The following is a 25,027-nucleotide window of genomic DNA, read 5'->3' as shown; positions in this document are numbered from 1 at the left end:
TAGGGTGTAAACGTCCAATATGTTTACTTCTTACTATCAACGCCTACAGTCTCTTTTACCCAATCAACGGATCTTACAGCCTGTTTTTCGACATCCTTCAAAAACTCTACTGAATAGAAACCGTCTTTATTCATAATAGCAGTTGGGGTGAAGCCGGGTGAAATAATTCGAATATCTCCTTCGGCATTTTTGACAACATTTAACGAAGCGATGCCACCCACATAAGTAGATGGATCTTGCATTGAAGCGAAAAAGTTACCTAAAGAGTAAAATACATGGGTCTCATGTCCATCTTTTGCAGTTAATTTCTCATAGGGCTGTAAGACATGTGGATGATGACCAAAAATTATATCTGCACCAGCTTCAGAAATGACTTTTGCCATTTGTTTTTGCTTCTTATTTGGTGTAGATTGGTATTCAACACCCCAGTGCATATTAACGATGATGACGTCACTATTAGGCCGCATTTTTTTGATATCCTTTTGAATAGTGTCAAGATCGATGCGATTGACTAGATATTCTTTGCCGGCAGGTGTTTCATTATCATTTGTACCATAGGTGTAAGATAATGTTCCAACTTTGATGCCTTTGACATCGATAATACGCATCTTGTCGCGGTCTTTAGCCGATTTATAAGCACCAACATAAGGAAGGCCATAAGATTTGATATTTTTAAGAGCAGCTAGTACGCCTTCTTCACCACGGTCTAATGTGTGATTATTGGCTACTGATAAGAGATCAACACCAGTTTCTTTTAAATCACGAACAATATAATCGGGGCTCGCAAATTTAGGGTAGCCAGATAAGCCAAATTCTTTACCTACGGGTAAGGATTCCTGATTCGCTAGCAGAAAGTCGTAGCTCTTTAAGGTATCTTCTACCGCAGCAAAAGAAGGGGAGTAATCTTGGTAATATAATAATTGTTCATGCAATAGGATATCGCCAATCATAGCGATGGAAATTTTCTTATCCTTTATAACGGGCGCTTCTTGCTCAACTTTTTCTGGTTGTTTATCAGTAATAGTTTCATTGGATACTATTTTTTGGTATTTTTCAGAAATGGTGCATGCGCTAAGTAAAAAAAGGGTACAACATATTAATAGAATTTTTTTCAAAGAAAATCATCCTTTCTAAGTCCATTTTCTATAGATTGTGCTATGATAAACTTTGTGAAAAATGATTACTACATTTTTTGAAACTTTAGATGTAGTTCATCCGTCTATTATAGTAATGAATTTTATGCAGACAGGAAGTGGATGTAAAAGTGAATAATAATAGAAGATATCGACCCCAAAAAACATCCTTCAAACGTGTAGCGGCTTCCATTATTTTAATCATAGCAGTTATTGCTGGATTATACACACTCCTTACAAAAAATGATGAAGCGACAACTGAACCAAATGTTAAAGTGGCTGATGTCCAAAAACCAACTCAGGAAGAACCAAAAGAAGATTTAGATGAGGACACTCCTGAGAAACAAGAAGGATCTGTCACGACGGATGTAAAAGCTGGTATCACGAATGAAGATGTCACAGATGTGATAATGCCTAAAAATGATACATCTGCTATTATTGCGAATGCAAAAACGCAAGTGTACACTGTCTACACAGATTTACAACAAGGATCGGGCTTTCTTTTCAATAAAAAAGGGGACATTATTACAAATGCACATGTTGTAAAAGATGCATCTTATGTATTTGTGACAAATGAGCATGGTCAAGAATTTCAAGGACAAGTAATAGGTATTTCCAAAAAAACAGATATTGCACTAATTCGTGTTCCTAGTTTAGAAGGTAAAGACCCACTTGTACTGGATACTACAAAAGCAAAAATAAATACGCCAGTCATTGCCGTTGGAAGTCCTAATAACAAGGGTGGTACTTCAACAGAAGGCGATATTAAAAGTTTAGACGCCAATTTTACAGATGAATATAATTATTCAAATCTATATGAAATCACAGCAAGATTAGAGCCAGGTTCTAGTGGTGGACCTTTAGTTAATGCGACAACTGGTAATGTTATCGGTATTAACTCCATCATTTTAACGGATAAACCTGAAATTGGTTACGCAATCCCGATCTATTCAATAATGTCACTTATCACCAAATGGGCAGACCAAGACGTCGACATTAAACTAGATGACGAAGAAGATTACGATCATAAGCAGGATGCTTATTTAGACAAAAAATTAATTAAAGACTATATTGATGGCTACTATGAATTATTCCCATACGCTATCAAAGATAAAAATAAAAACTACTACGAAACTTATTTGTTACCAAACAGTAGTGCAGCAACAACAGCTAAAGAGATGATTGCAAACTATTCATCAAAAGATAAAGAGTATCAAGATTTGAAATTTACTTTTGGCGCAGTGCATATTTATGATGATTCTCCGAACATCTCTGATCACTACGCGACAGCAATTATTAACTCGACATACACTTACAAAGACGTTAAAACAGGTACAAAAGGAACGATAAAACAATCCATTGAGTACACAATAATTATTGATGAATATGGAGACTATCAGTTTACAAAAATTAATATCTTATCGACAAATACAGATCTGCCGACATCAGGTTCTGGTGACAAAAAAGAAGAAGATAAAGAAAATGTAACTACGCCACCAGTTGATGACAATGGAAAATCAGATGAAGAGGAAAAAGAATCTGTAGAAACACAAGGTACAGAAACTCCAACTGAAAAACCTGCGGATGAAAAATCAGAAGAATAAGTACCTAAACCTCGAGCCGGCAAAGCTCGAGGTTTTTTTATGTGACATAAGCTTTAAGTTTTAAAAGAGAAGTAAGGATTACTAATTTCAAACATAAAAACCTCTAAGTAAAGGGCTTTTTTTCTAAAAGACCAATACTTAGAGGTTCTAAAATGATTGATTATTTTAAATTAGTTAAAAGTACCATAGCTGTGTAAATAGCGATTCCAGTATCCATTATTGATAGATTGTACTTGAACTTGGCTTCCAGCAGCATGTACGATTTTACCATCACCCATATAAATCGCTACGTGATCGATTGAGCCTCCGCCTTGTGTGAAGAATACTAAATCACCTGCTTGTGGGTTGCTTGTATATCTAGTTTCACTACGTTGTGAACGACTTGTACGTGTAATAGATTTACCTTGTTGTTTGAAAACATATTGTGTAAAGCCGCTGCAATCGAATCCAGAAGTAGTCGTACCACCATAACGGTATGGAATACCAATATATTTAAGGGCTTGATCGACGATGTCGCTACCAGAATCATTACTTGCAGATGCTTTTGTTACGCTCTTTGATGTTTTTGATAGGTAAGCACCAGACATCCAGCCTACCTTGCCGTTTGCTGTAACTTTATACCATGTTTTGTTATCAATTGTTTTTTTAGCAGATGCCTTTACAACAGTGCCTGAAGCAACAGTTGTTTTTACTGTTGAGCTAGTTGAAGCATTAGAACGTAGGTTCAAGCTTGCAGTTGTTTTAAAACGACTATTAACTTTAGTAGCAGTCGGGTTTGAAACTTGAGTTACTTCAACTGTTTCAACTTTTGTATTTTCTTTAGTGTTGTTGTCGTTTTCAGCAGCTTTAGCACTTCCAAAGGCAAATGTTAAAGCAAGTGTGCTTGATGCGATTGCTGTTAATAATGCTTTCATATTCATCAATTCGTCCTCCAACTTTTTCAACAATTTTTTTGTATATAATGTTCAACGATTATTTTGAATTTTAGTTTGTTTGACTAAGTAATACTTTAAAGAATTCAGAAAAGAAACACAATGCTATTTCGTTTACAGTTATATTACAGTTGTGTAACAAAAATGAGGATAAAGTTCTAATGATGAATGGTATTTAAGTCTTTGTTGTTTGAATATTAGTGGGAAATCACTAATTTCTTTTACTTAAAAGTTAAACAAATTATGTAAAGGTTAAATTGGTGGAATATGTTGGATAATTTAAGTTTTTAGCGAAGTGTTTTGTAACATAATGTTACAAAATCTAGTTGTTATTGAAATATTTCAGTGTAAATAGCTTTGAAGTTGTTCAAGAAGAATATTTCAGTATTATGTTCTATACTTTTCCTGGCTTACTTAACTATACAAAAAAGCATTCCCAAGGCAATTTGGATTGCCATGGCAATGCTTTTTTTGACTGTTGGTTTATAACAACAGTGTAGAATACATTTTTTTGCGTATAAGTATCAATCAAGTGAATAGAAACGTTTATAACTATCAAAGTGCTTGGCCCAATAAGGTTCGTTTACTGAAGAGACTTGAACATGTGTACCTCCAGCATGTACGAATTGACCATTACCAATATAAATGCCTAAATGCGAAATACCAGTTTGATATGTATCACGGAAAAATACTAGGTCACCTACTTGAGGAGTATTGATATAGTAAGATCTAGCTTCATAACCGGCAGCGTTTGTACGAGTCATGGAAAGGCCAGCATTATTAAATACATAGTGAATGAAACCGCTACAATCAAAACCTGCTGGTGTTTGTCCACCCCAAACATAAGGTGTATTTTGTAAAGATAGACCTAAGCTAACAGCTTTTTGTTTAATTTCATTTGTTGAAACTGTTGGTGCTGTTGGTTTAGAAACATTTGTTGTATTTTCCTTATCTTGTTGGATAGTAGAGTTCGAGCTGTTTTTGACTTTTAATGTTTGTCCAACACGAATTAGATCAGAAGTTAAACCGTTCCAAGATTTCAATTGTGTTATCGTTATTCCGAATTTATAAGCAATGCCAGATAACGTATCACCAGCTGCAACTTTATAGGAAGTAGCATTAACATTTGTTGGATTTGATGGTTTAGTTGTTGTATCCGGCTTGGGTTTTGTAGTATTACCAGTTGGTTTACCTGCGTTTGTCGTTGTAGTAGGGATTTTAATCTTTTGTCCTACAAATATAAGATGATCCTTTATATTATTTGTTTTTTGAAGGGCACTGACAGAGACTTTATATTTTGTTGAAATCTTTGAAAGTGTGTCGCCTTGTTTCACTTTATAAGTAGCTGTATTACTAGATGGAGAAACTGCATTTGTATTCGCTGTATTAGATGGTGCTTTAGATGTTTGGGTAGATACTTTGCCGGAAAGTAGCAGTTTTTGTTTTGGATAAATTATATCTGATTTCAAATTATTCGACTTTTTTAATTTAGTGACTGTTGTGCCATGTTTAAGTGCGATTGTGTATAAAGAATCACCACTCTTCACCGTATAAGTGTTTGAGCTTGCTTCTGTCGATTGACTATTTATACAAAGTGCGAGTGCACCTGTAGCCAAAATGGAATAGGTAGCTTTTTTCACAAAAATCACTCCTCTTTATATTTCAAATTGTCATCCCTGTTCTTTGTACCCTCATTCTATTGAAAAAAAACAGAGAAAACAATGAAATTAGTAAAAAGGGGTAATAAGATAGTGATTAATTTATTAAAATGCGCAAGATTCTAAAGTAATGGTCATTTAAAACTATAAAAACCATTGTTGTTAAAATAACAAGGGTTTTTATGACTAATTAAAAATAATAAAATTATATCAATAGTAATAAAAATAAACTATTTAACTATTTCAAGCCTAAATGAGTTTTTAATTCTGCTGATACATCCTTAAGTTCCTTCTTATTCATCATATAATACCAAATACCATGCATCGTCTGACCTTGCCCCTTATTAAAATAGAGTTGTTCAATCGAATTAATCGCTTCTTTATGATTTTTTTGTAGCTCCATCATTTGTCCAAATGTTAAATTAGTTGAAATATTGTCACCAAGTGCATTAAAAATATCTTTATACTTCCATAGACTACTAACAGAAGCTCCTTCTTTTAAAATTCCTTGTATGAGTTGTTTTTGTCGTTCTTGGCGACCAAAGTCCCCATCAGGATCTTCCTTCCTCATACGTACATATGCGAGTGCATGTTCACCGTCTAATTTTATTTCCCCTTTTGGAAAACTATAACTTTCTTCCTTGAATGCGAGCATATTATGCACCGTAATACCTCCAACAGCATCTACAATATCTTGGAAGCCTTCCATGTTCACTTCCGTTACATAATCAATTGGAATATCAAGTAAATTTTCAACTGAGGCCATTGCCATTTTGGTACCTCCAAAAGCATATGCATGATTCAACTTATCGCTCGTCCCGTACCCAATAATTTTAGTATAAGTATCTCGCGGAATACTTAGCATTTTCGTACTTCCTTCATTAGCATTAATCGTTAGTACAATAATGGTATCAGATCGTCCTTTATCATTTTCTCGTTGATCTACTCCTAATAGTAAAATGGAAAACGGCTCTTTTTTCTCTAAATTGACTTTTTCCACCCTCAAATCGGATTTATCTCGATTAATTTCTACGTGCACACTCTTTAAATTCGAAGACAAATTAGCATATACGTTCCATCCATACAGCCCAATTCCTAAAATAATTAGGCCAATAATCCACGGCCATTTTCTTTTTTTCTTCTTCTTTCCTACCGGTACATCCATTGGTATATCACCTCCAAAAAGTGGGATTCGATTATTCTATGTATACTCGCGAGTTATTTCGACAATTCCGTCGATTATCAAACTTACTTGAAACGATGAAATTATACAAAATATCACAAAACATAAAAGTTATCGACAAAAGCAATTTTAATTATCGACTTGCCGAAGATTATGTCGTAAATAGTAGTGTGGTTACATGGCGACTATAAGAAATATCAATTAAGTTTTCAATTTTTATTTGTTAAATGCCGTCATTAGATTAGTTTCAAAACAACATGGAAAGAGCTTTTAACAATATATCTAAATAATAAAAAGCTCGCATTTCTTATGAAAAGGAGCTTTTTTTGATATCACTTTCGACGAATTAGTGTTTGCTGTTTATTAAAACGTAAAGATAAAATAATCGAGGCTAATCGTTGCTGTTGCTCTTTAACTGTATGTAGGGAAACATCCAGTATGACTATTTCGCCGTGATCGAAATAAAGAATTGTCTGTCCTTTACCATATTCCTCATAACGATAATTATGATAAAACACCCATACACACTCAGGGTGATAAGGTGATCGTGTCGGGTACGCGTAAATACCTTCGCCGATATAAAGTGGTAGTTTTTTTGAATAGCCGAGAAGTTCCTTCACTGCATCTATCCGACCTTGAAAAGTGGAACCATAGCGAATACAAATTTTTTCGAGTAGCTGAATAGGCGTTAAAGTCGAGTGTAAATATCCATCTCTAGTCATTACCTTCGACTTCACTTCTCCTTCAAATAAGGGGGATAAAACGAATGAATTGGTAGTGATTAAATCTAAATCCTTATCAAACATCATCAAACACCTCGCATTTTCATCCATCATACGAAAATAACCAATGTAAATCAACATAATATTGTATAATTTCCAAATATTATAAATTATTAATGGATTTAAGATAGGGTAAACATTAAGTTTGTTGTATCAAACGTTAACTTTAGACATTCGTCCTGAACGATAATTCAATATACGATAAGCAATACCCGGGAAAACAAAGTGTTGTGCACAACTAGAAAGGCCATCTAATGGACCAATTTGAAATTGTTTTAGCACAATTTGAACCAATGATTACAAGTGTTATGAACCGCTGTCGTATTTATCGAGATCAAGAGCTATATAGACAAGCAGCACGTATCGGACTTTGGAAGGCGTGGACAAAATATGAAGACAGTCGCGGTGATTTTGCTCCATATGCCTACCGATGTATTCAAGGTGCTGTTTTAGATGAATTGAAGAAAGAATCGCGCAATGAAGAGCGTAATATACCTGCCGAATCAGAGACGTTAGAAGTGCTAATAAAAAACTACCGTGTAGAAGACTCAGATATCCATATACTTGATACTATATTAGAATCGTTACCGACGAAGGATTTACAGTTACTCATCCTGTTGTATATAAAAGGATATAGTTATGGCGAATTAGCTGTTATGGAAGGACTTACAATAGGCGGTATTAAAAAAAGGAGAGATCGTATTATGAAGCAGATACGAGAAGAAAAAATGAAAAGTCGTAAAAAAGTTAAGTAAGGGGAAGCGAAATTTTATAGAAGTCTATCAGTTTACCGTGGTAAATGTCGAAATTAGCAAATTTCTTGGCGGAATTTAAAGAGACTCTGCAGAAAATGTCATGGATAATTGAACTCAAGAGTACAGTTGTAGAAGAAATCTTAATTTGAAGTGGGAGTCTGGTGTCGAACTGAATAGATTTTAGTGATATGCATTGATTTGTTAAGAAAAGCATACAAATTTTTTTAAGGATATTTGTTTCTTCACGAAAACGCATGAATTTGAATTCATGCGTTTTCAGTATTGAGAAGGAAAAAAAAGAAAGTAACTGTAATGTAATTTAATGATGTAATACATTTGTAAAAGAATTGAAAGTAGTAAAAAGTAGTAAAAATAACCTCAATTTGCGAATAAGTTAGTTTTTTTATGTTTTTTTATAGGTAAACGTATTTACGTGAAGCATATAGAGTAGTATTATAAACTCCATAGACATAAAGCGTTTTCATAATTGGGAGGAAAGAAATTGAACGTTCAAAGCATTATTCGTAATCTAATAGTAGAAACACCATCTATACCTGGTAATTTGGCAAAGGTTGCTACAGCAATTGGCACAATTGGCGGAGATATTGGTGATATTAAAACAATGAAAATCGGTACATTATCTACAGTTCGTGATATTTCATGTACTTGTGCAGATATAGCTCAGCTCAATCAGATTGTCGATGCGATTAATAATATTGATGACAATATTCACGTTCGTTCAGTATCGGATGACGTCATGAAAGCTCACGAGGGCGGAAAAATACATATGACGAGTCGTATTGACGTGCGCTCATTAAGTGATTTACGTCGTATTTATACACCAGGTGTGGCGAATGTTTGCCAAGAAATTCAACGAGCACCTGAAAAAGCACATTATTACACAAGTATTGGTAATACTGTTGCCATCATTACAGATGGTACAGCCATTTTAGGTTTGGGGAATATAGGACCAGTTGCAGGTATGCCAGTGATGGAAGGGAAAGCTGTATTGTTTGATCAATTTGCTGGTATTAGTGGTATTCCAATCTTACTCGATACAAGCAATCCTGATGAAGTAGTTGAAACCGTAAAACATATAGCAAAAGGCTTTGGTGGTATTTTGTTGGAGGATATTGGTTCTCCGCATTGCTTCGAAATTGAGGAACGTCTAAAAGCTGAGCTACCAATCCCTGTTATGCATGATGATCAGCATGGAACAGCTGTTGTTACTTTAGCTGCAGTAATATCAGCTTGTCGTTATGCAGGAGTTGAATTGAAAGATGCTGTTGTTGGTCAAATTGGTCTCGGAGCAGCAGGACTGGCAATTTGTCGTATGCTAATGGCTTATGGCGTTAAAGAAGTATGTGGCACAGATCCGCAAGAAAGTGCCTTAGTCCGTTTGCGTAGTTTTGGTGGAACGGTAGTAGGGTCAGTTGAAGAAACGATGGCAAAATGTGATATTGTCATTGCAACGACAGGAGTATCAGGTCTGATTCAACCATCAATGGTGCGTGAAGGACAAATCATTTTGGCTCTTTCAAATCCATACCCAGAAATTACTCCTGAAGATGCAATTGCTGCTGGAGCTTCATATGCTGCAGATGGTCGCCTTGTAAATAATGTTCTAGGTTTCCCGGGGATTTTCAGAGGGGCATTAAATGCCAATGTTAAAAGTATTACGTACTCAATGTTATTAGCTGCCGCTAATGCCATTGTAGATGCAACGCGAAACGGTGACCTTGTACCACACCCACTAGATCCAAACGTCCATAAATCGGTGGCAGAAGCTGTTGAAAGAGTAGCTTTAATAGAGATGGCACATATAGATTAATAACAATAGACCGCTTATAAAGCGGTTTTTTTGTATAAAAAAAAAAGCATTTCGCAACTGCGAAATGCTTCTTTTAAGGGAATTTTATTTTTTCTCTAAATCCTCAACAGAGAATACACGGCCATATGCATCTTTATAAACAATATGTTCACTACTTAATTTTGTAGGGGAATCAAGTCCTGCGGCAGCTGCTACACGGAAAAGTCCTTCACGCATTGAAACAATATAGTTCGTCACACGGTATTTTTTTTCATCGACAATCAGACCATTTTGCAACTTTGGATTCGTTGTTGCTACACCTGCTGGACAATCATTTGAATGACAGCGTTGTGCCATAATACAGCCAACTGATATCATAAAGCCTCGCGCGATATTGATTAAATCTGCACCTAAAGCTAGCATAACAGCTGCACGGTCAGGTGTTATGATTTTTCCTGATGCGATAATCTTCACACGATCACGTACACCATGACGAACCAATGCATCTTGTAATAACACTAGGCCAGAGTGGATAGGTAGGCCAACACCATCAGCTAAATCTTGGAATGTAGCACCAGTACCACCTTCAGCACCATCAATTGAAATGAAATCCGGACCTTTACTAGATTCCTTCATATAAGCAGCTAATTCATCCGCATCTTGCGGGCTACCTACAACAATTTTAATACCAACTGGCAGACCACCGTGCTCTCTAATCTTTTCAATGAAGTCAAATAGAGTAGGGAAGTCATCAAATTGACGGAAGCGGTTTGGGCTATTAATCGTGACAAATGGTTCAATATTACGGATACTAGCAATCTCTTCTGTTACTTTTTCCGCCTCAACGTGACCACCACGTGTTTTAGCACCTTGAGCCAATTTCAGTTCAAATGCTTTTACATGAGGCATGGCTGCTTTTTCAGCGAGCTTATCCCAACTGAATTCACCATCTTTTGTACGATAACCAAAGAGACCTGAGCCAATTTGAGCAATTAAATCCGTTTTACCTGCTAAATGGTGCTCTGAAATACCACCTTCACCGGTGTTCATCCAAGAACCTTTGGCCATACCAATTCCTTTTGATAACGCAGTGATAGCATTTTTACCAAGTGCACCGTAACTCATAGCAGATTGACCAACTAAGCTGCGAACGTGGAAAGGCTCACGGCAATTAGCGCCGATTACAACAGCATCATCTTCTGACAATAACCATGGATTGATATCAACTTCTTCAGTGTGCTCTTTACGTGAAAATAGATTATCAGCATCCATTACATATTTTTTTGTAGGAATACGTTCTTCTGCATCTACATGTAATTCATCCACTTGTTTCGTAAACATTGCATTACGAATATAAAATCCTGCCTCATTAAAATCACGTTTTGAGCCGAAGCCAATAACGTTTCCTAAGTATTTCCCAGGTAATACAATATGTAAAAAATCTTCACGATTAAACGGTTTCGCTGCATGATCATCGTCAAATAAGTATTGACGGAATTCAGGTCCTACCTTTTCAAGAATATATCTCATTCTTCCTAGAATAGGAAAGTTTCTTAGAATAGCATGTTGCTTTTGATGACGGTCAAGGAAATATAAAAAGACTACTGAAATTAATGGAATAACAACTAAAACGACTAGCAATATGAGTAATATAGAAGAAATACCTTCAAACCACCCCATATGCGTCACACCCCTTTTTTATAAAAAAATCTTAATCTATATCAATAACTTATATAACATATCACAATTTGAGATAGATTCAAGGGGTGGAAAATAGATAAATAATGCAGAAAATAATGATTAATCAAAATAATTAATTAATTTAAGTTTTATTAACACGAAAATACCCAGAGCTTTGTGCTCTGGGTATTTTTGTGAAAAGTATCTTATTTTCTTGTAAATAATGAAATAATCCAACCAATGATTGTGCCAACTATTGCAGGTACTAACCAACCAATACCTTCTGCGTAAAGAGGTAAGTGGCTTAATAGATCTGCGTAAGCTGGGATATCCATTTTTGCTGCATGTAAACCGTCATATACACTAACTAGTGCAGTAGCGATTAATGCAACAGTGTAAACAACTGGTGCACCGTTAAAGAATTTATCGATTAAAGCTAAGCTCATTAACACGATGGCAATTGGATAGATAGCTAAAAGTACTGGTAAAGAGATCGAAATTAGTTGCTCTAAACCAAAGTTCGAAATAGCAGTACTGAAAACCGCGAAAATAAAAACAAAAGCTGGATACGGAACTTTAGGGAAAAGTTTTGTAAAGAATTGAGATGATGCTGTTAATAAACCGATTGAAGTAGTTAAACAAGCAAGTAGGATAACTGCTGACAATAGAATATTACCAAAATCACCGTAAAGAATGTTTGCAGATTTTGCAATAATTTCAGCACCACTACCTTGTGCACCAATTGTTTGGAAGCTTGATGCTCCAATATAACCTAAAGAAATATAAACTAAAGCTAAACCAGCTGCGGCAATAAATGCAGCGAAAATAGTTGTTTTAACAATCTTTTTATTATCTGTTACACCTTTAGCATGTAATGCTTGAATAATGACAATTCCGAATATTAAAGCAGCTAAGAAGTCCATAGTTAAGTATCCTTGTAGGAAACCTTCAGTAAATGGCTGCGTAGTATATTTACCAACTGCTTCACCAGGACCGTCCATTGGTGTAATAATACTTTTTGCTGCTAAAAGAGCAATTACTAATAGAAGAATTGGTGTAAGGATTTTACCAACACGGTCAACTAATTTCGTTGGGTTCAGTGCAAAGAATGTTGTTATTCCGAAGAAAACGATTGTAGAAATCAATAACGGAATAGAAGATTCACGCATCGCGTCTGATAAAAATGGTAAGACACCAATTTCATAAGATACTGTACCAGTACGTGGTATTGCGAAGAATGGTCCAATTGCCAAGTAGACGATGGAAGTAAAAACGACCCCAAATATTGGGTGAACTTTACCGGCCATATCTTGTAATTGACCACCAGCTTTAGCAACAGTGATGACCCCGATTAACGGTAAACCAACTCCAGTTATTAAAAAACCAAACATTGCTAGGTTGAATGATTCACCGGCTTGTTGACCTAATTGTGGAGGGAAGATAATATTACCTGCACCTAAGAATAATGCGAAAAGCATTAACCCTACTGCAACTTGTTCCCCGAGAGATAAAGATTTGTTCTTCATAAAAAAGACTCCTTTAAAAATTTACTTGCGTAATGGTTTCATCTATGAAAGCAAAACACTAATTTTTTCTTTAGGTAAATAAATATTCTTTGTAATCTGAAAATTCTAATTACAAATGTTATAAAAGTTCCTAAACAACTTTAACATGAATAAGTTAAGAATGGAACCTTAAAAAAAGACAAGCTAGTAGGATTTTTCTTAATCCAGCGCTTTATAGTATTAAAGCGCTTTCATTTCACGGAAAATATTTATGAATATAGTGTAAAGGGACTGTTAATTATTTGTAAAATGAAACTTTTAGTCTATTTTTTGTGCTAGATTGTCATTAAGGAGGGGTATATATATGTTTAAATGGAATAAAATGGACTTGAGAAGGAAGTATTTTCTTTCACTTAGTATTACTTTACTATTGTTTGCCATTATGACAGTCACACTCACTTTTCAAGTAAATGAGAATAGAAAATGGTCTCAAGAATTAGATAGTTTATCAAAGAGCATCAATGACATAGATATGTTATCAAAGGAATTTAGTACATTATATATTGCAATCATCCATTATGCAGGAGATCCGATAGCTAAGCATGATGCCTCGTATGGCACATCGATGTCTACTCTTGAAAGTTTACTAAAAAAATCAGGAGATGTTGTGCAACCTGGAAACTTGGAAGCAATCGGAGTGGAACTAAAAAGGATTAATGAATTATACATAAAGCGTTTGAAAGTATCAGTTGAGAAAAAAGACAATATTGCAAAAAGACGTCAACTAAATTCAGTTTATCAATCGTATGACAATATAGAGAAAAATTTAGACACAATCCGTGCTGGAGCATCAACTGAACGGGAGCAAATACTACAAAATATGAATGAAAGTCAACGAAGAACTTTAATCGTATTATGTGTGTCATTCCTACTGGCGGTAGCCATTTCGACCGTATTAATGATGATCACAAATCGCCAAATTCGCCAACAACTTGAATTAGTTGCACAAACAGCGGATAGTATTTCTAAAGGTAATTTGAACGTTGCAGAATTACCTATTCATACGAATGACGAGATAGGACAAGTATCGACAGCGATGAATCATATGAAGCATCAACTTGTAGAAATGTTGCAAATAATTAAATCGTCAGCACATGAAATATCGAATGACAGTCATGTACTACAAAATTATTCAGTACAATCTTTAGAAGGATCAAAAATAGTATCAGTCTCACTTAAGGAGTCTTTGCAAAATGCAAAAGCACAGCAATATTCATCAGATGGTATTGTCGCTTTTATGGAACGCTTTTCAAATAATTTGCAGCAAATGGTTGGGCAAGTAGAGCAACTGTCAACACAGGGGCTTCAAGCTGAACAATATGTAGAAGATAGTAGTGTTTCGATGACTGAAGCTGTCAGCAAAATGATGGGGTTACAGCAACTTTTAATAGAAGCAGAACAAGAAAGAATACTTTTGCAAAAGCGTACTGATGAAATTGTCCGTGTCTCTCTATCGGTAAAACAAATTGCGAAACAAACGCATTTGTTAGCACTGAATGCGGAAATTGAAGCGGCACGCTCTGGTGAAGCAGGGAAGGGGTTCGCAGTTGTTGCAGAGGAGGTCCGTAAGTTAGCGGAAGAAGTTTCGAATGCTGCTCACAATATTCATAATTTGTCCGATGATATAACTGTACAAGGTACAACAATGGCGAATACTTTTAACGCGGGACTCATAACATCAGAAGAAAGTGCAACAGCAATTCAAAAGGCAGCACAGCAAATGACGATTATCATACAATATATAGGCGATACACGTGAACAATTTAAAGCGATATCCAGACAAATACAAACTGTAGAAAAAGAAAAGGAAAGTACGAAAACCTTGATTCACCAGTTAAATGACGCTATTTTTCAAAATACTGAGCATATTGAAGAGACGACATTGTTTTTAAGCGATAATCTATCAACTATAGAACTATTGTCGGCACGTATTCATGATGTTTCTGATCAAGTGATGACAATGCGTCAATCAACAACGAAGTTTGAGATGTCTAGTTAAGTGTAATTTATGGAAAAATGTTTAGCCTTCCTAGGAGGGGGGTACAATAATAAGAAAATGCCGTAATGCTTCTCCTAACTGCATTGTTGGGAGATTTTTTCTGTAGAAGTGGGAACTATTTAAAGGGAAACGTCGTCCTATAAACGAATTGACTAGAGTGTAAGAAAGTAATAATTTCGGTTAAACGAAGTGTGTTTTCTAGTAATTCATGCTATAATACATTGTAAATAAATTGTAAATATATTGGATGCATATTGTTGGCGTCTATAAAATATAAATGAAAAGAGTTATTAAGGAGGAAGGGTATGACATACCTTGCATGGATTGTAGCATTTATAGCTTCAATTTTACTGACTCCGCTTGTGAAACGACTCGCATTTCGTGTCGGTGCGGTCGATCGTCCAAATTATCGAAAAGTGCATGCTAAAATTATGCCAAGACTTGGTGGCTTAGCCATCTATCTTGCATTCCTCATAGGGATTTTGATTTTACGACCTATGCATGAAGCAATGCTTCCTCTATTAATTGGGAGCTTTGTCATTATTGTGACAGGCGCCCTTGATGATATGTTTGAGATTTCAGCGAAGGCTAAACTGCTTGGTCAGTTAATTGCTGCAGTAATCGTAATATTTTTTGGCGGAATTCAAATTGAACAAATAAACCTACCATTCGGTGGAGAACTTGATTTCGGTTTCCTAAGTATTCCGTTAACAATCATTTGGATTGTAGGTATTACGAATGCGATTAATCTAATTGATGGACTAGATGGCCTTGCTGCTGGTGTTTCAACCATTGCGTTGATTACACTTGCTGGAATGGCTTTTATAATGGGAAATACATTTGTTATCATCATGGCTACGATGCTAGCTGTAAGTTCTATTGGTTTTTTATTTTACAATTTCCATCCTGCTAAAATATTCATGGGTGATACAGGTTCGTTATTCCTCGGCTTCATGATTTCAGTATTAGCTTTAATGGGATTCAAAAACGTTACATTTGTTTCACTAGTTATTCCGATTATCATGCTTGGCGTACCAATCTCAGATACATTCTTTGCAATTGTTCGCCGCTTGTTAAATAAACAACCACCATTTTCACCAGATAAGTCACATTTACATCACTGCTTATTAAATATTGGTTTCACACATCGTCAAACTGTATTAATCATTTACGGGATGGCTGCGATGTTCGGCCTAGCAGCGATTGTTTTCTCTATGGCTAAGCTATGGGGAGCTATACTACTCATTACGGTATTGCTTGTTGCGATTGAGTTAATTGTAGAAATAATCGGACTAGCAGGATCGAATTATAGACCGCTATTAAACTTAGTACGTAGTAAAAAATAAATAGTAAAAGACGATATTGCAGAAACGACTGCGATATCGTCTTTTTATTTGAAAAGAGATAAATTCTTCTAGAGTAATTAAAGATATGAACGGGAGCTAGTAGCTTTAATGTCATTGTTATCAACTGTATTAATGCTCACATTAAAGTACATATAGGTCAGAGATGTTAGGGGGAGGTAACACTAAATTATTGACTTAATAAACTATATTCTAAACTCCTTGATGAACATAATAAAATCCCTTAGCCGAAGACGACTAAGGGATTTTTGTGATTATTGATTATTGTTGTTGTCTGATTGGTAGTTCGATTTGTAATCTGAATTATATCCAGAGCCTTCAGTATTATTTGTGTCTGCTGCATTATCTGCTTCACCTGAATTATCAGCTAGGTTGTTATCTATTAGCCCAAGTTGAGCACGTAAGATATTTTGCGTTTCTACTAATGCAGGCTCGTCTAATTGGTAGTAGTAAATACCAGTAGAAGTATCATCACTACCTTTAAGGGACAATGATTCTACGTTTGGCATACCACCTTTAATGTATTCAAAGAATGATTTCATTTCATTAAAAGTCATATTTGTTTTCATGTTGTTACCAACAGCTTCAAGAATGTTATCGTATTTAGTAAATGATGTAACGGAAGATGCTTTTTTCAGTATGGCAGCTAAAATCATTTGTTGGCGTTCACCACGTTGAATATCGCTATCTTGTTTACGTGTTCTTGCAAGCGCTAAGGCTTCACGACCATTTACCGTTTGTAAACCAGGTTTTAGGTTTACTGTACGCTTATCATTTTCATCAAGTTCATGAAGTTCATATGGAACATCTACTTCAACACCACCAAGAGCATCAACGATTTCGATAAATGCATCGAAATTTAAGCGGTAATAATAGTCAACCGGTACGTTTAATAAATTCTCTACAGTGTCAATTGTTGCGTTTGTGCCTCCAAGATGTGCGTGCGTAATTTTATCTTTCTTGTCTACATTAGGAATATAAACATATGAGTCACGAGGAATGCTTAATAACTTTACCGATTTCGATTTATTATTTAACGTTGCTAGTAGTAATGCATCGGAACGGGAATGTTCTGAACCTTGACCGCGTTTTTCACTATCGTCGATGCCAACAAATAGAATAGAGACATTATCTGTCATTGGCTTTACGGCCGATTCACGTAAATCCGACTTTACACGTGTATTGTCTTTGTCATATGCATTATTTGCCGCTTCTTCTGCTTTTTTGGTTAACCAATATGCGTAGGTGCCAGTTGAGACAACCATAAGGGCAATCAGAATTAAAGAAGTGCGTAATATCAGTTTTTTCTTTGAGGGCTTCTTTTTTCTTTGGCCCATTCTTAAATTAGTCATACATGATCTCCTCTAAATTAGGAATAAATGCTATATATAAATATTGGACGTATGGCTTATCCAAAAAGTTTCAAATGTAAATGTATAGCGAATTATATTATACTATGCAGATTTGTAACAGTAAAATTAAATTTATATTACCGCATGTCGAATTCTAAAAATTCTTGCTTTTCGCAATTTGTTTTACATTGTCCATTAGTCATTTCAATCATCCAATTCGTAAAGTCATCTACTTCTTCCTTTGGTACAAAGGTATAAAAATCCACATCATCAGTATACTCAATATTATCTAATATATAAGAAGAATTGCGAATAGCATTTTCTACTTTTCCTAACCATGTATAGCTAACGGAAACTTTCATCAAACTATGAAGGCGACGTTCAACCACAGTTGCAGCTTCAATTCCAACGGTAGTAGATTTACCGTAAGCACGGACCAAACCACCAGCTCCCAATTTAATGCCTCCAAAGTAACGAGTTACTACAACGACAGTATCTTTCAACTGTTGTTTTTTCAAAACTTCAAGCATAGGTACTCCGGCCGTACCACTAGGTTCACCATCATCATTTGCTTTTTGAATTTGATCATGTTCGCCAATTAGATAAGCCGAACAATTATGTGTTGCGGAATGATGCTCTTTTTTTATCTTATTTATAAAAGTAATGGCCTCTTCTTCAGTCTCTGCTCTCCCGCAATGCGCTATAAATCTCGATTTTGAGATGATTATTTCATCTGTTCCAAAGCTTTTTAGTGTATAATAGTTATCTCTCATGGTAAACTCCTTAAATAAATCAATTTATTTTTGACATCTAGTTGACACGAAATTTTAATAAAAAAAAATCATAAAAATGCTATAATTAACTTTGTGATACAGGAAAATAGGTGTATATATAGAATTATAATATATGCTCATTATTTCTTCTAAATGTAGCACAAATTGTAAGGGGTTTGGTATGTTGGGAGATAAAATTGATATAAAATCATTAGATTTAATTTTTAATCGAATGGTAAAAACAATAGACGAATCTAAAAGTGATATTTTTACGATCAGTGAACAGAGTAGACGGACATTTGAAGAAATGAAAATCGAACTGGAAGAAGTTCGTGAAAAAATCGCCGATGTAATTACTGAAAATGACATTTTAGAGACCAAAACGAAATTTGCTAGAGGAAGATTAGCGGAAGTATCAAAAAATTTCCAAACTTATTCTGAAGCAGAAATCCACAAAGCATACAATCAAGCAAATCAACTTCAAATACGTCATTCTGTTGTCCAAGCTGAAGAAAAACAGCTACGTGAGAAAAGAGATGACCTTGAAAGAAGGATGCGCAATTTACTTGATACGATTGAAAAAGCAAATCACCTCGTAAACCAAGTAAATGTCGTATTGAATTATTTGACCTTTGATTTGAAGCATGTCGGTCCAGCACTCGAAAATGCAAAGATGAAAGAAGACTTTACGATTAAGATCATCGAAGCAACAGAAGATGAACGAAAACGTATTTCTCGAGAGATTCACGATGGACCTGCACAGATGTTAGCCAATGTATTACTTCGCACAGATTTAATCAATCGCACATACCAAGAACGAGGGGTAGAAAAAGCATTACAAGAAATACTACAATTAAAAGATATGGTGCGCGATGCATTACATGAAGTAAGACGCATTATTTACGATTTACGTCCAATGGCTTTAGATGATCTAGGTATAATTCCAACACTAAAGAAATATCTTTCTTCAGTTGAAGAGTATAATAAAGGTACTGCAATCCATTTTCAGTCAATGGGTGAGCAAAGAAGAATGGGTACAAATTATGAGGTAGCCATTTTTAGACTTGTACAAGAATGCGTAAATAACGCTATAAAACATGGCAAAGCACTTGAAGTATGGGTTAAATTCGAATGGTTGGAAGAATATGCCAATGTAACTATAAAGGATAATGGTGTAGGATTCGATACTAATATTGTGAAAAAGAATTCATTCGGTTTAATTGGTATGCGCGAGCGCGTAGAATTACTTAGTGGAGAAATGGAAATGATTTCTGAAATTAATAATGGAACTCGAATAATATTCAAAATTCCACTAAATCATGAACAAAAGAATTAAAGTAGTATTAAATAGGAGGATTTTATATGACAAAAATAATAATAGTAGATGATCACCAATTATTCCGTGAAGGTGTAAAACGCATTTTAGATTTTGAAGATACATTCGACGTAGTAGCAGAAGGCGATGACGGTAAAGATGTTATCCAACTTTATGAAGAGTATAATCCAGATGTTGTATTAATGGATATTAATATGCCTCAAAAAAATGGTGTTGAAGCAACAGCTGAACTTTTAGAGAAATACGCAGATGCAAAAGTTATCATGCTTTCTATCCATGATGATGAATCTTATGTATCACATGCATTAAAATCAGGCGCTCTTGGTTATATGTTAAAAGAAATGGATGCTGACGAAATTGTTGAAGCTATCAAGATCGTAGCTTCTGGTGGTTCTTACTTACATCCGAAAGTAACTAAAAACCTAGTAGCTGAGTACCGTCGCTTAAGCGAACGCGAAAACAAAGGTTCATTCCATCAAACTGAAATTCGTCGTCCATTCCATTTACTAACTAAACGTGAATGTGAAGTATTACAATTGTTAACTGATGGTCAAAGTAACCGTGCAATTGGTGAAACTTTATACATCTCAGAAAAAACAGTTAAAAACCACGTATCAAGTATTTTACAAAAAATGAACGTAAATGACCGTACACAAGCTGTAGTTACAGCAATTAAAAACGGCTGGGTTGAAGTACGCTAATTGTTTAACAAAATCAAGATAATGACAAGCTAATTGACGTAAGTAAAGATTCCGCCGCATTACTTGTGCTCAATTATGAATTAGCCTATTATTAAAAGTGCAGTTCAACTTTGAACATGGCACAATGTCAGAGCCTGCATTTAAAACTTGAATAGTATTGGTCACTTTCTGCATTCTTATAGTCTGCGATTAGCACTGCAAATTTATTTGCACGCATTCTATCATTTTGTATTTGATGGTACCAAGCACAACCCTGCTTCTCTTTGTCGAGAAGCGGGGTTGTGTGTTTTTCTGCAACTTTCAACGTGCTACAAACGTCATCTATTTGTAAATAATTAATAAAAAGAAATGGTGTATTAATCGATAAAAAAGATTAAGCTATAAGTTGGAACTTTGCATAAAGCTATTAATTTTTAGGTAATCTACAAATATGCTACAATATCCGCGGGAGGTTTTGGAATTGAATATAAAAAAATGGTTGCTTGTCCCAGTATGTGCCTTATTGTTAGTGGCATGTGGCAATGATGACAGCACAACAAAAGAGAATACTGGTTCAGTCAATGATGGTGAGAACGCAACAACATCTAATGCGGTTGACCATAGTATTAAAGATAAAACTGAAGATGAAAAAAATGACGTAACTAAATCAGAAAAATCTGCAGTATCAGAAGAAACAAGCGAAGACGATCAAGCAATAGGATTTGAAATGGTAGATGGCAAAACAAAAGCAGCGACAAATGTTCCTGCTGAAGAGGAAAAAGCACTCCGTCAAGCATTTGATGAATACATTGCTGCTTTAAATGCAGAAGACATAGAGCGCTATAGCAAAACGCTTTCTAAAAATCCTACAGGCTTCGATATGGAAGAAGATGTGGAATATCAAAAACTAAACTTCGAAAATTTCGATATAAAACATACTGCAAAAGACGTAAATGTAGTTCAATATAATGAAAAAGAAGCGCAACTTTTAGCTCAAATTACTGTTGAAGTAGAATTAGATAATGGCGAACCGTTTAAACAGGCAGCTAGAACAAACACTGTCTTTGTTAAAGAAGATGGCAAATGGCTAGTAACACGCGTAGCTGCTATTGGTGAAAAAATGGAATAAGAAAAGGAGCAGCTACTTAATAGACAGGTAGCTGCTTTACTATTTTTTTCGTAAATAAAAACGAAATATAGCGAAGAGTAACATTTTTTGTAAATGCATTATTTATTATTTCACATTCTTACGATATTAATATACTATTGATGTAGGAGTGTGAACGATTAATGACAACTGCCATCGTAACAGACAGTACAGCTTACTTAACGCAAGCCGAGCGTGAACAATATAATATTCGCATGGTTCCATTAAGTGTTGTAATCAAACATGAAACATTTGAAGAAGAAGTAAACATAACAACTTCTAATTTTTATGATAAAGTACGAAATGATAACGAACTTCCAAAAACGTCACAACCACCAATTGGTACTTTTGTGACATTATTTGACGAGCTTTCAAAAGAATATGATGAAATTGTGGCTATACACTTATCAAGTGGTATTAGCGGTACATATCTAGGCGCTTTACAAGCCGGAGAAATGGTCCAAGGCATTGATGTCTATGGATTCGACAGTGAAATCTCTTGTGCTGTCCAAGGCTTCTATGTATTGAAAGCAGGCGAAATGGCCAAAGACGGCGCATCTGCAAAAGAAATTTTAGAAGCTCTTGAAGAAATGCGTAAAACAATGCGCGCTTATTTCATGGTAGACGATCTCGCGCATTTACAAAGAGGCGGTCGATTATCAGCAGCACAAGCTTTAATCGGTGGACTTTTACAAGTTAAGCCAATACTACATTTTGAAAACAAAGTCATCGTACCTTTCGAAAAAATTCGTACACGTAAGCGTGCCCTTAAACGAGTAGAGGACATGCTCGGTGAAGACGCAGCGAAATACGATCAACTTGATGCAGTAGTAATACACGGCAACTGTGAAGATGAAGCGAAAGAATGGATGGCAACTTTGCAAGATAGATTCCCAAATGTTAACGTCAAACTAAGCTATTTTGGACCCGTTATTGGAACTCACCTTGGTGAAGGCTCAATGGGGCTAGGTTGGGTAAAAAAATAAAGTAAACGACGAACCTCCTTACAAAATGTAGGGTGGTTTTTTTGTGGATTTGGAACTCTAAAATTGTTATTTGCAAACACATATAAAAGATTGTAAAATAAATCCAACTCTAACCCCTAGTAAGGAGGCAATATTTGCGTAAACGACTATACAAGCAACCAAGCAAAACTAACCGCTATATAGGCACCTTAGAAAACCCGTCACTGCGTGATTTCCTAACAGGACGCATTTGGCTACGTGAACATTCTCCCTTCTCAGATGAACTAATCACCCAACACATCCAATTTGGCTACATCGCCACTCTCCCTGGTGTGCAGAAAAACTCCAAAATGAATTCTCGATTTAAGCGTATGAACTATACATGTAATCGATGTGCTAACAATAATCCAAATCTATTTGTAACCTATTATTGTGCGGCTTGTGAGCAAACTTGTATCTATTGTAGACATTGCATCAGCATGGGGCGTGTCAGTAGTTGCTCGGATCTCATAAAATGGATTGGACCAACAACTAGAAAATCACCTAATCACTTATTCTCATGGACAGGCACCTTCACTCCCTATCAGCAAAAGGCTTCGAAAGAACTTATTGAAAGTATAAATGCAAACCGAGTTCATCTAATCCATGCAGTTTGTGGTGCTGGAAAGACTGAGATTTTATTCCCGGCTATTTACGAATGCTTAAAGAATGGAAAACGAATTGCAGTCGCAACTCCTCGAACGGATGTCGTATTAGAGCTCGCACCTCGTATTCAACATGTTTTTCCAAAGACAAAAACACAAGCACTCTACGGTGGCGCAGATGTCGACAAGAATTACGCCCCGATTATTATTGCGACGACACACCAGCTTTACCGTTTTGAGGATGCTTTTGATACGATCTTTGTCGATGAAGCCGATGCATTCCCATACACGCATGATGAAACTTTACAACATGCGGTTATTAAAGCTAAAAAAAGTGACGCACCCATTTTGTACGTTACAGCAACGCCATCTGAAAAACTAATCAATCAAATACAAAAACTGCAAGGCGGCTATTCATTTATTCCTCGAAGATATCACGGGCATCCACTTCCAGTACCACGTTATGAATCATTGTGGCGATACACAAAACAGATTGAATCAACTAGGTTACCAAAAAAACTTACTCAATGGACAAAGAAACAGCTCCAAGAGAATAAACCTTTTCTCATTTTCTTTCCAACTATCGCTCTAATGGAAAAGGCAATCCCGTTATTTCAGCAATTGGAACCAAGCATTCAAGCTGTTCATGCAGAAGATCCAAATCGAAAAGAAAAAGTGTTAGAACTCCGTGCAAAAAAAGTGAGGGGACTATTAACAACAACCATTTTAGAGCGAGGTATCACAATACCTAACGTACAAGTGGCGGTAGTAGGAGCAGAAAGTGGTATCTTCACTTCAAGTGCACTCATTCAAATAGGAGGAAGAGTTGGACGCTCTTACGACTGTCCTACAGGCGACCTTGTCTTCTTTCACCACGGTATCTCTGTTGAAATGGACCGAGCAACAAAAGAAATAAAACGTCTCAATAAAACGGAGCTAACAACAATATGAATATGAATTGTTATCTATGTTCAAGGCCTTTAAAAAGACAATTAACTTGGAAGCAACTGATTATGTATGAACAGCAAGCAGTCATTTGTCCTACTTGCCATAGCAAATTTGAGTTTGTTAAGCCAGGGGAACAAAAGTCTCCAGATATCCAAGCATTATTTCATTATAATGAAGCAATGAAAGACTTCCTACATCAATACAAATTTTTAAAAGATATTGTGTTAAAAGATGTATTTAGATCTGAAATTACCAAAGCACTAAAAAACACTGACGCTGTTATTGTGCCAATTCCGATGCATCCAGAAAAAATAATATTACGCACATTTGCCCATATTGATGAATTGCTGAAAGCGGCAGGCATACCCTATACACATTTACTCGAGAAAATTTCAATTGAATCCCAATCATCTAAATCAAAAGTGGAACGTGAACAAAGCGCTCAGCTATTTCAATTAAAGCCGAATATTATAATTGAAAAACGATCACATATTTTAATAGATGATATAGTAACAACTGGAACCACTTTAAAACATGCCAAAGCTATACTCACTGAGGCTGGAGCATCTTCCGTAAAAGCGTTCACCCTAATTCAGGGTTAGTTAAAAAGATACAAAAAATCGTACGATTCTGTACAATCTCCCTGTGTTTTATAAATTTTAGGTTGATTTTACCGACAATATAACTAGTATATTAAGTAGAAGAATTTAAATTCCA

20 protein-coding genes are annotated in these 25,027 nt (G+C 35.5%); 11 read left to right on the top strand and 9 right to left on the bottom strand.

All coding sequences use genetic code 11. The annotated features are described in order from the left end of the window. Positions 1 to 23: 23 nt before the first annotated feature. Positions 24 to 1,115 (bottom strand): CapA family protein, encoded by a 1,092-nt coding sequence (locus MHH98_RS18680; RefSeq protein WP_340713377.1) that lies wholly within the window; start codon positions 1,113 to 1,115, stop codon positions 24 to 26. Positions 1,116 to 1,264: 149 nt separating this feature from the next. Here MHH98_RS18680 and MHH98_RS18675 point away from each other — a divergent pair, with 149 nt between their 5' ends. Next, positions 1,265 to 2,737, top strand: a complete 1,473-nt coding sequence (locus tag MHH98_RS18675; protein WP_038179887.1) for a S1C family serine protease — start codon at positions 1,265 to 1,267, stop codon at positions 2,735 to 2,737. Positions 2,738 to 2,907: 170 nt separating this feature from the next. On the opposite strand, the gene MHH98_RS18670 is transcribed toward MHH98_RS18675, so the two are convergent. The 4 genes from MHH98_RS18670 to MHH98_RS18655 all read right to left on the bottom strand — a co-directional run bounded on the left by MHH98_RS18670 (position 2,908) and on the right by MHH98_RS18655 (position 7,319). Then, complete coding sequence (locus tag MHH98_RS18670; RefSeq protein WP_076034132.1) at positions 2,908 to 3,657, bottom strand: C40 family peptidase; 750 nt, start codon at positions 3,655 to 3,657, stop codon at positions 2,908 to 2,910. A 536-nt stretch (positions 3,658 to 4,193) separates the two neighbouring features. Next, positions 4,194 to 5,309 (bottom strand): C40 family peptidase, encoded by a 1,116-nt coding sequence (locus MHH98_RS18665; RefSeq protein WP_038179767.1) that lies wholly within the window; start codon positions 5,307 to 5,309, stop codon positions 4,194 to 4,196. 256 nt (positions 5,310 to 5,565) lie between these two features. After that, entirely contained in the window at positions 5,566 to 6,492 is a 927-nt protein-coding gene (locus MHH98_RS18660) for an LCP family glycopolymer transferase (protein WP_038179765.1), read from the bottom strand. Positions 6,493 to 6,842: 350 nt separating this feature from the next. Next, a complete protein-coding gene (locus MHH98_RS18655; RefSeq protein ID WP_162148704.1) occupies positions 6,843 to 7,319 on the bottom strand; it encodes a competence protein ComK in 477 nt (158 codons plus the stop codon). A 227-nt stretch (positions 7,320 to 7,546) separates the two neighbouring features. Between MHH98_RS18655 and MHH98_RS18650 the strand changes: the two genes are divergently transcribed. Together MHH98_RS18650 and MHH98_RS18645 are read left to right on the top strand one after the other, a co-directional pair. After that, on the top strand, positions 7,547 to 8,047 hold the full coding sequence (locus tag MHH98_RS18650; RefSeq protein ID WP_038179764.1) for a sigma-70 family RNA polymerase sigma factor: 501 nt from the start codon (positions 7,547 to 7,549) through the stop codon (positions 8,045 to 8,047). Between the two features lie 502 nt (positions 8,048 to 8,549). After that, a complete protein-coding gene (locus tag MHH98_RS18645) occupies positions 8,550 to 9,878 on the top strand; it encodes an NAD-dependent malic enzyme (protein WP_038179762.1) in 1,329 nt (442 codons plus the stop codon). An 84-nt stretch (positions 9,879 to 9,962) separates the two neighbouring features. Here MHH98_RS18645 and MHH98_RS18640 read toward each other — a convergent pair whose 3' ends face one another. Then, positions 9,963 to 11,537, bottom strand: a complete 1,575-nt coding sequence (locus MHH98_RS18640) for an FMN-binding glutamate synthase family protein (RefSeq protein WP_038179760.1) — start codon at positions 11,535 to 11,537, stop codon at positions 9,963 to 9,965. Between the two features lie 206 nt (positions 11,538 to 11,743). Beyond that, positions 11,744 to 13,063 (bottom strand): branched-chain amino acid transport system II carrier protein, encoded by a 1,320-nt coding sequence (gene brnQ, locus MHH98_RS18635; RefSeq protein WP_038179758.1) that lies wholly within the window; start codon positions 13,061 to 13,063, stop codon positions 11,744 to 11,746. A gap of 343 nt (positions 13,064 to 13,406) precedes the next feature. Between brnQ and MHH98_RS18630 the strand changes: the two genes are divergently transcribed. Next, a complete protein-coding gene (locus MHH98_RS18630) occupies positions 13,407 to 15,101 on the top strand; it encodes a methyl-accepting chemotaxis protein (protein ID WP_038179756.1) in 1,695 nt (564 codons plus the stop codon). A 305-nt stretch (positions 15,102 to 15,406) separates the two neighbouring features. Beyond that, positions 15,407 to 16,447 carry a glycosyltransferase family 4 protein gene (locus tag MHH98_RS18625; protein WP_038179754.1) on the top strand — a complete coding sequence of 347 codons (1,041 nt, stop codon included), beginning with the start codon at positions 15,407 to 15,409 and terminating at the stop codon, positions 16,445 to 16,447. A gap of 272 nt (positions 16,448 to 16,719) precedes the next feature. Here the strand turns inward: MHH98_RS18625 and MHH98_RS18620 are convergent, their stop codons facing one another. Together MHH98_RS18620 and MHH98_RS18615 are read right to left on the bottom strand one after the other, a co-directional pair. Next, entirely contained in the window at positions 16,720 to 17,817 is a 1,098-nt protein-coding gene (locus tag MHH98_RS18620) for an LCP family protein (protein WP_038179753.1), read from the bottom strand. 137 nt (positions 17,818 to 17,954) lie between these two features. Beyond that, positions 17,955 to 18,590, bottom strand: coding sequence for a YigZ family protein (locus MHH98_RS18615; RefSeq protein ID WP_038179751.1), 636 nt, complete (start codon positions 18,588 to 18,590; stop codon positions 17,955 to 17,957). A gap of 181 nt (positions 18,591 to 18,771) precedes the next feature. Here MHH98_RS18615 and MHH98_RS18610 point away from each other — a divergent pair, with 181 nt between their 5' ends. From MHH98_RS18610 to MHH98_RS18585, 6 genes are all read left to right on the top strand, one after another. Further along, complete coding sequence (locus MHH98_RS18610) at positions 18,772 to 19,926, top strand: sensor histidine kinase (protein WP_038179749.1); 1,155 nt, start codon at positions 18,772 to 18,774, stop codon at positions 19,924 to 19,926. A 26-nt stretch (positions 19,927 to 19,952) separates the two neighbouring features. Continuing rightward, a complete protein-coding gene (locus MHH98_RS18605) occupies positions 19,953 to 20,627 on the top strand; it encodes a response regulator (protein ID WP_038179748.1) in 675 nt (224 codons plus the stop codon). Positions 20,628 to 21,087: 460 nt separating this feature from the next. Next, positions 21,088 to 21,735, top strand: a complete 648-nt coding sequence (locus tag MHH98_RS18600) for a YybH family protein (protein ID WP_051448564.1) — start codon at positions 21,088 to 21,090, stop codon at positions 21,733 to 21,735. Between the two features lie 161 nt (positions 21,736 to 21,896). Then, the gene (locus tag MHH98_RS18595; RefSeq protein ID WP_038179746.1) at positions 21,897 to 22,739 is read left to right on the top strand and encodes a DegV family protein; all 843 of its coding nucleotides are present in this window, start codon (positions 21,897 to 21,899) and stop codon (positions 22,737 to 22,739) included. Between the two features lie 134 nt (positions 22,740 to 22,873). Then, on the top strand, positions 22,874 to 24,313 hold the full coding sequence (locus MHH98_RS18590; RefSeq protein ID WP_081730007.1) for a DEAD/DEAH box helicase: 1,440 nt from the start codon (positions 22,874 to 22,876) through the stop codon (positions 24,311 to 24,313). A gap of 62 nt (positions 24,314 to 24,375) precedes the next feature. After that, a complete protein-coding gene (locus MHH98_RS18585; RefSeq protein WP_235175674.1) occupies positions 24,376 to 24,912 on the top strand; it encodes a ComF family protein in 537 nt (178 codons plus the stop codon). The last annotated feature ends 115 nt before the right edge of the window (positions 24,913 to 25,027 follow it).

This window comes from Viridibacillus sp. FSL H8-0110 (assembly GCF_038003565.1).
GTDB lineage: Bacteria > Bacillota > Bacilli > Bacillales_A > Planococcaceae > Viridibacillus > Viridibacillus arenosi.
This window is presented reverse-complemented; position numbering and strand designations above follow the sequence as displayed.

Coding starts and splice junctions, on each gene's coding strand:
- MHH98_RS18595 (WP_038179746.1), top strand. CDS start 21,897: ATGACAACTGCCATCGTAACAGACAGTACAGCTTACTTAACGCAAGCC.
- MHH98_RS18605 (WP_038179748.1), top strand. CDS start 19,953: ATGACAAAAATAATAATAGTAGATGATCACCAATTATTCCGTGAAGGT.
- MHH98_RS18655 (WP_162148704.1), bottom strand. CDS start 7,319: ATGATGTTTGATAAGGATTTAGATTTAATCACTACCAATTCATTCGTT.
- MHH98_RS18585 (WP_235175674.1), top strand. CDS start 24,376: ATGTATGAACAGCAAGCAGTCATTTGTCCTACTTGCCATAGCAAATTT.
- brnQ (WP_038179758.1), bottom strand. CDS start 13,063: ATGAAGAACAAATCTTTATCTCTCGGGGAACAAGTTGCAGTAGGGTTA.
- MHH98_RS18640 (WP_038179760.1), bottom strand. CDS start 11,537: ATGGGGTGGTTTGAAGGTATTTCTTCTATATTACTCATATTGCTAGTC.
- MHH98_RS18630 (WP_038179756.1), top strand. CDS start 13,407: ATGTTTAAATGGAATAAAATGGACTTGAGAAGGAAGTATTTTCTTTCA.
- MHH98_RS18670 (WP_076034132.1), bottom strand. CDS start 3,657: ATGAATATGAAAGCATTATTAACAGCAATCGCATCAAGCACACTTGCT.
- MHH98_RS18660 (WP_038179765.1), bottom strand. CDS start 6,492: ATGGATGTACCGGTAGGAAAGAAGAAGAAAAAAAGAAAATGGCCGTGG.
- MHH98_RS18650 (WP_038179764.1), top strand. CDS start 7,547: ATGGACCAATTTGAAATTGTTTTAGCACAATTTGAACCAATGATTACA.
- MHH98_RS18610 (WP_038179749.1), top strand. CDS start 18,772: ATGTTGGGAGATAAAATTGATATAAAATCATTAGATTTAATTTTTAAT.
- MHH98_RS18625 (WP_038179754.1), top strand. CDS start 15,407: ATGACATACCTTGCATGGATTGTAGCATTTATAGCTTCAATTTTACTG.
- MHH98_RS18620 (WP_038179753.1), bottom strand. CDS start 17,817: ATGACTAATTTAAGAATGGGCCAAAGAAAAAAGAAGCCCTCAAAGAAA.
- MHH98_RS18615 (WP_038179751.1), bottom strand. CDS start 18,590: ATGAGAGATAACTATTATACACTAAAAAGCTTTGGAACAGATGAAATA.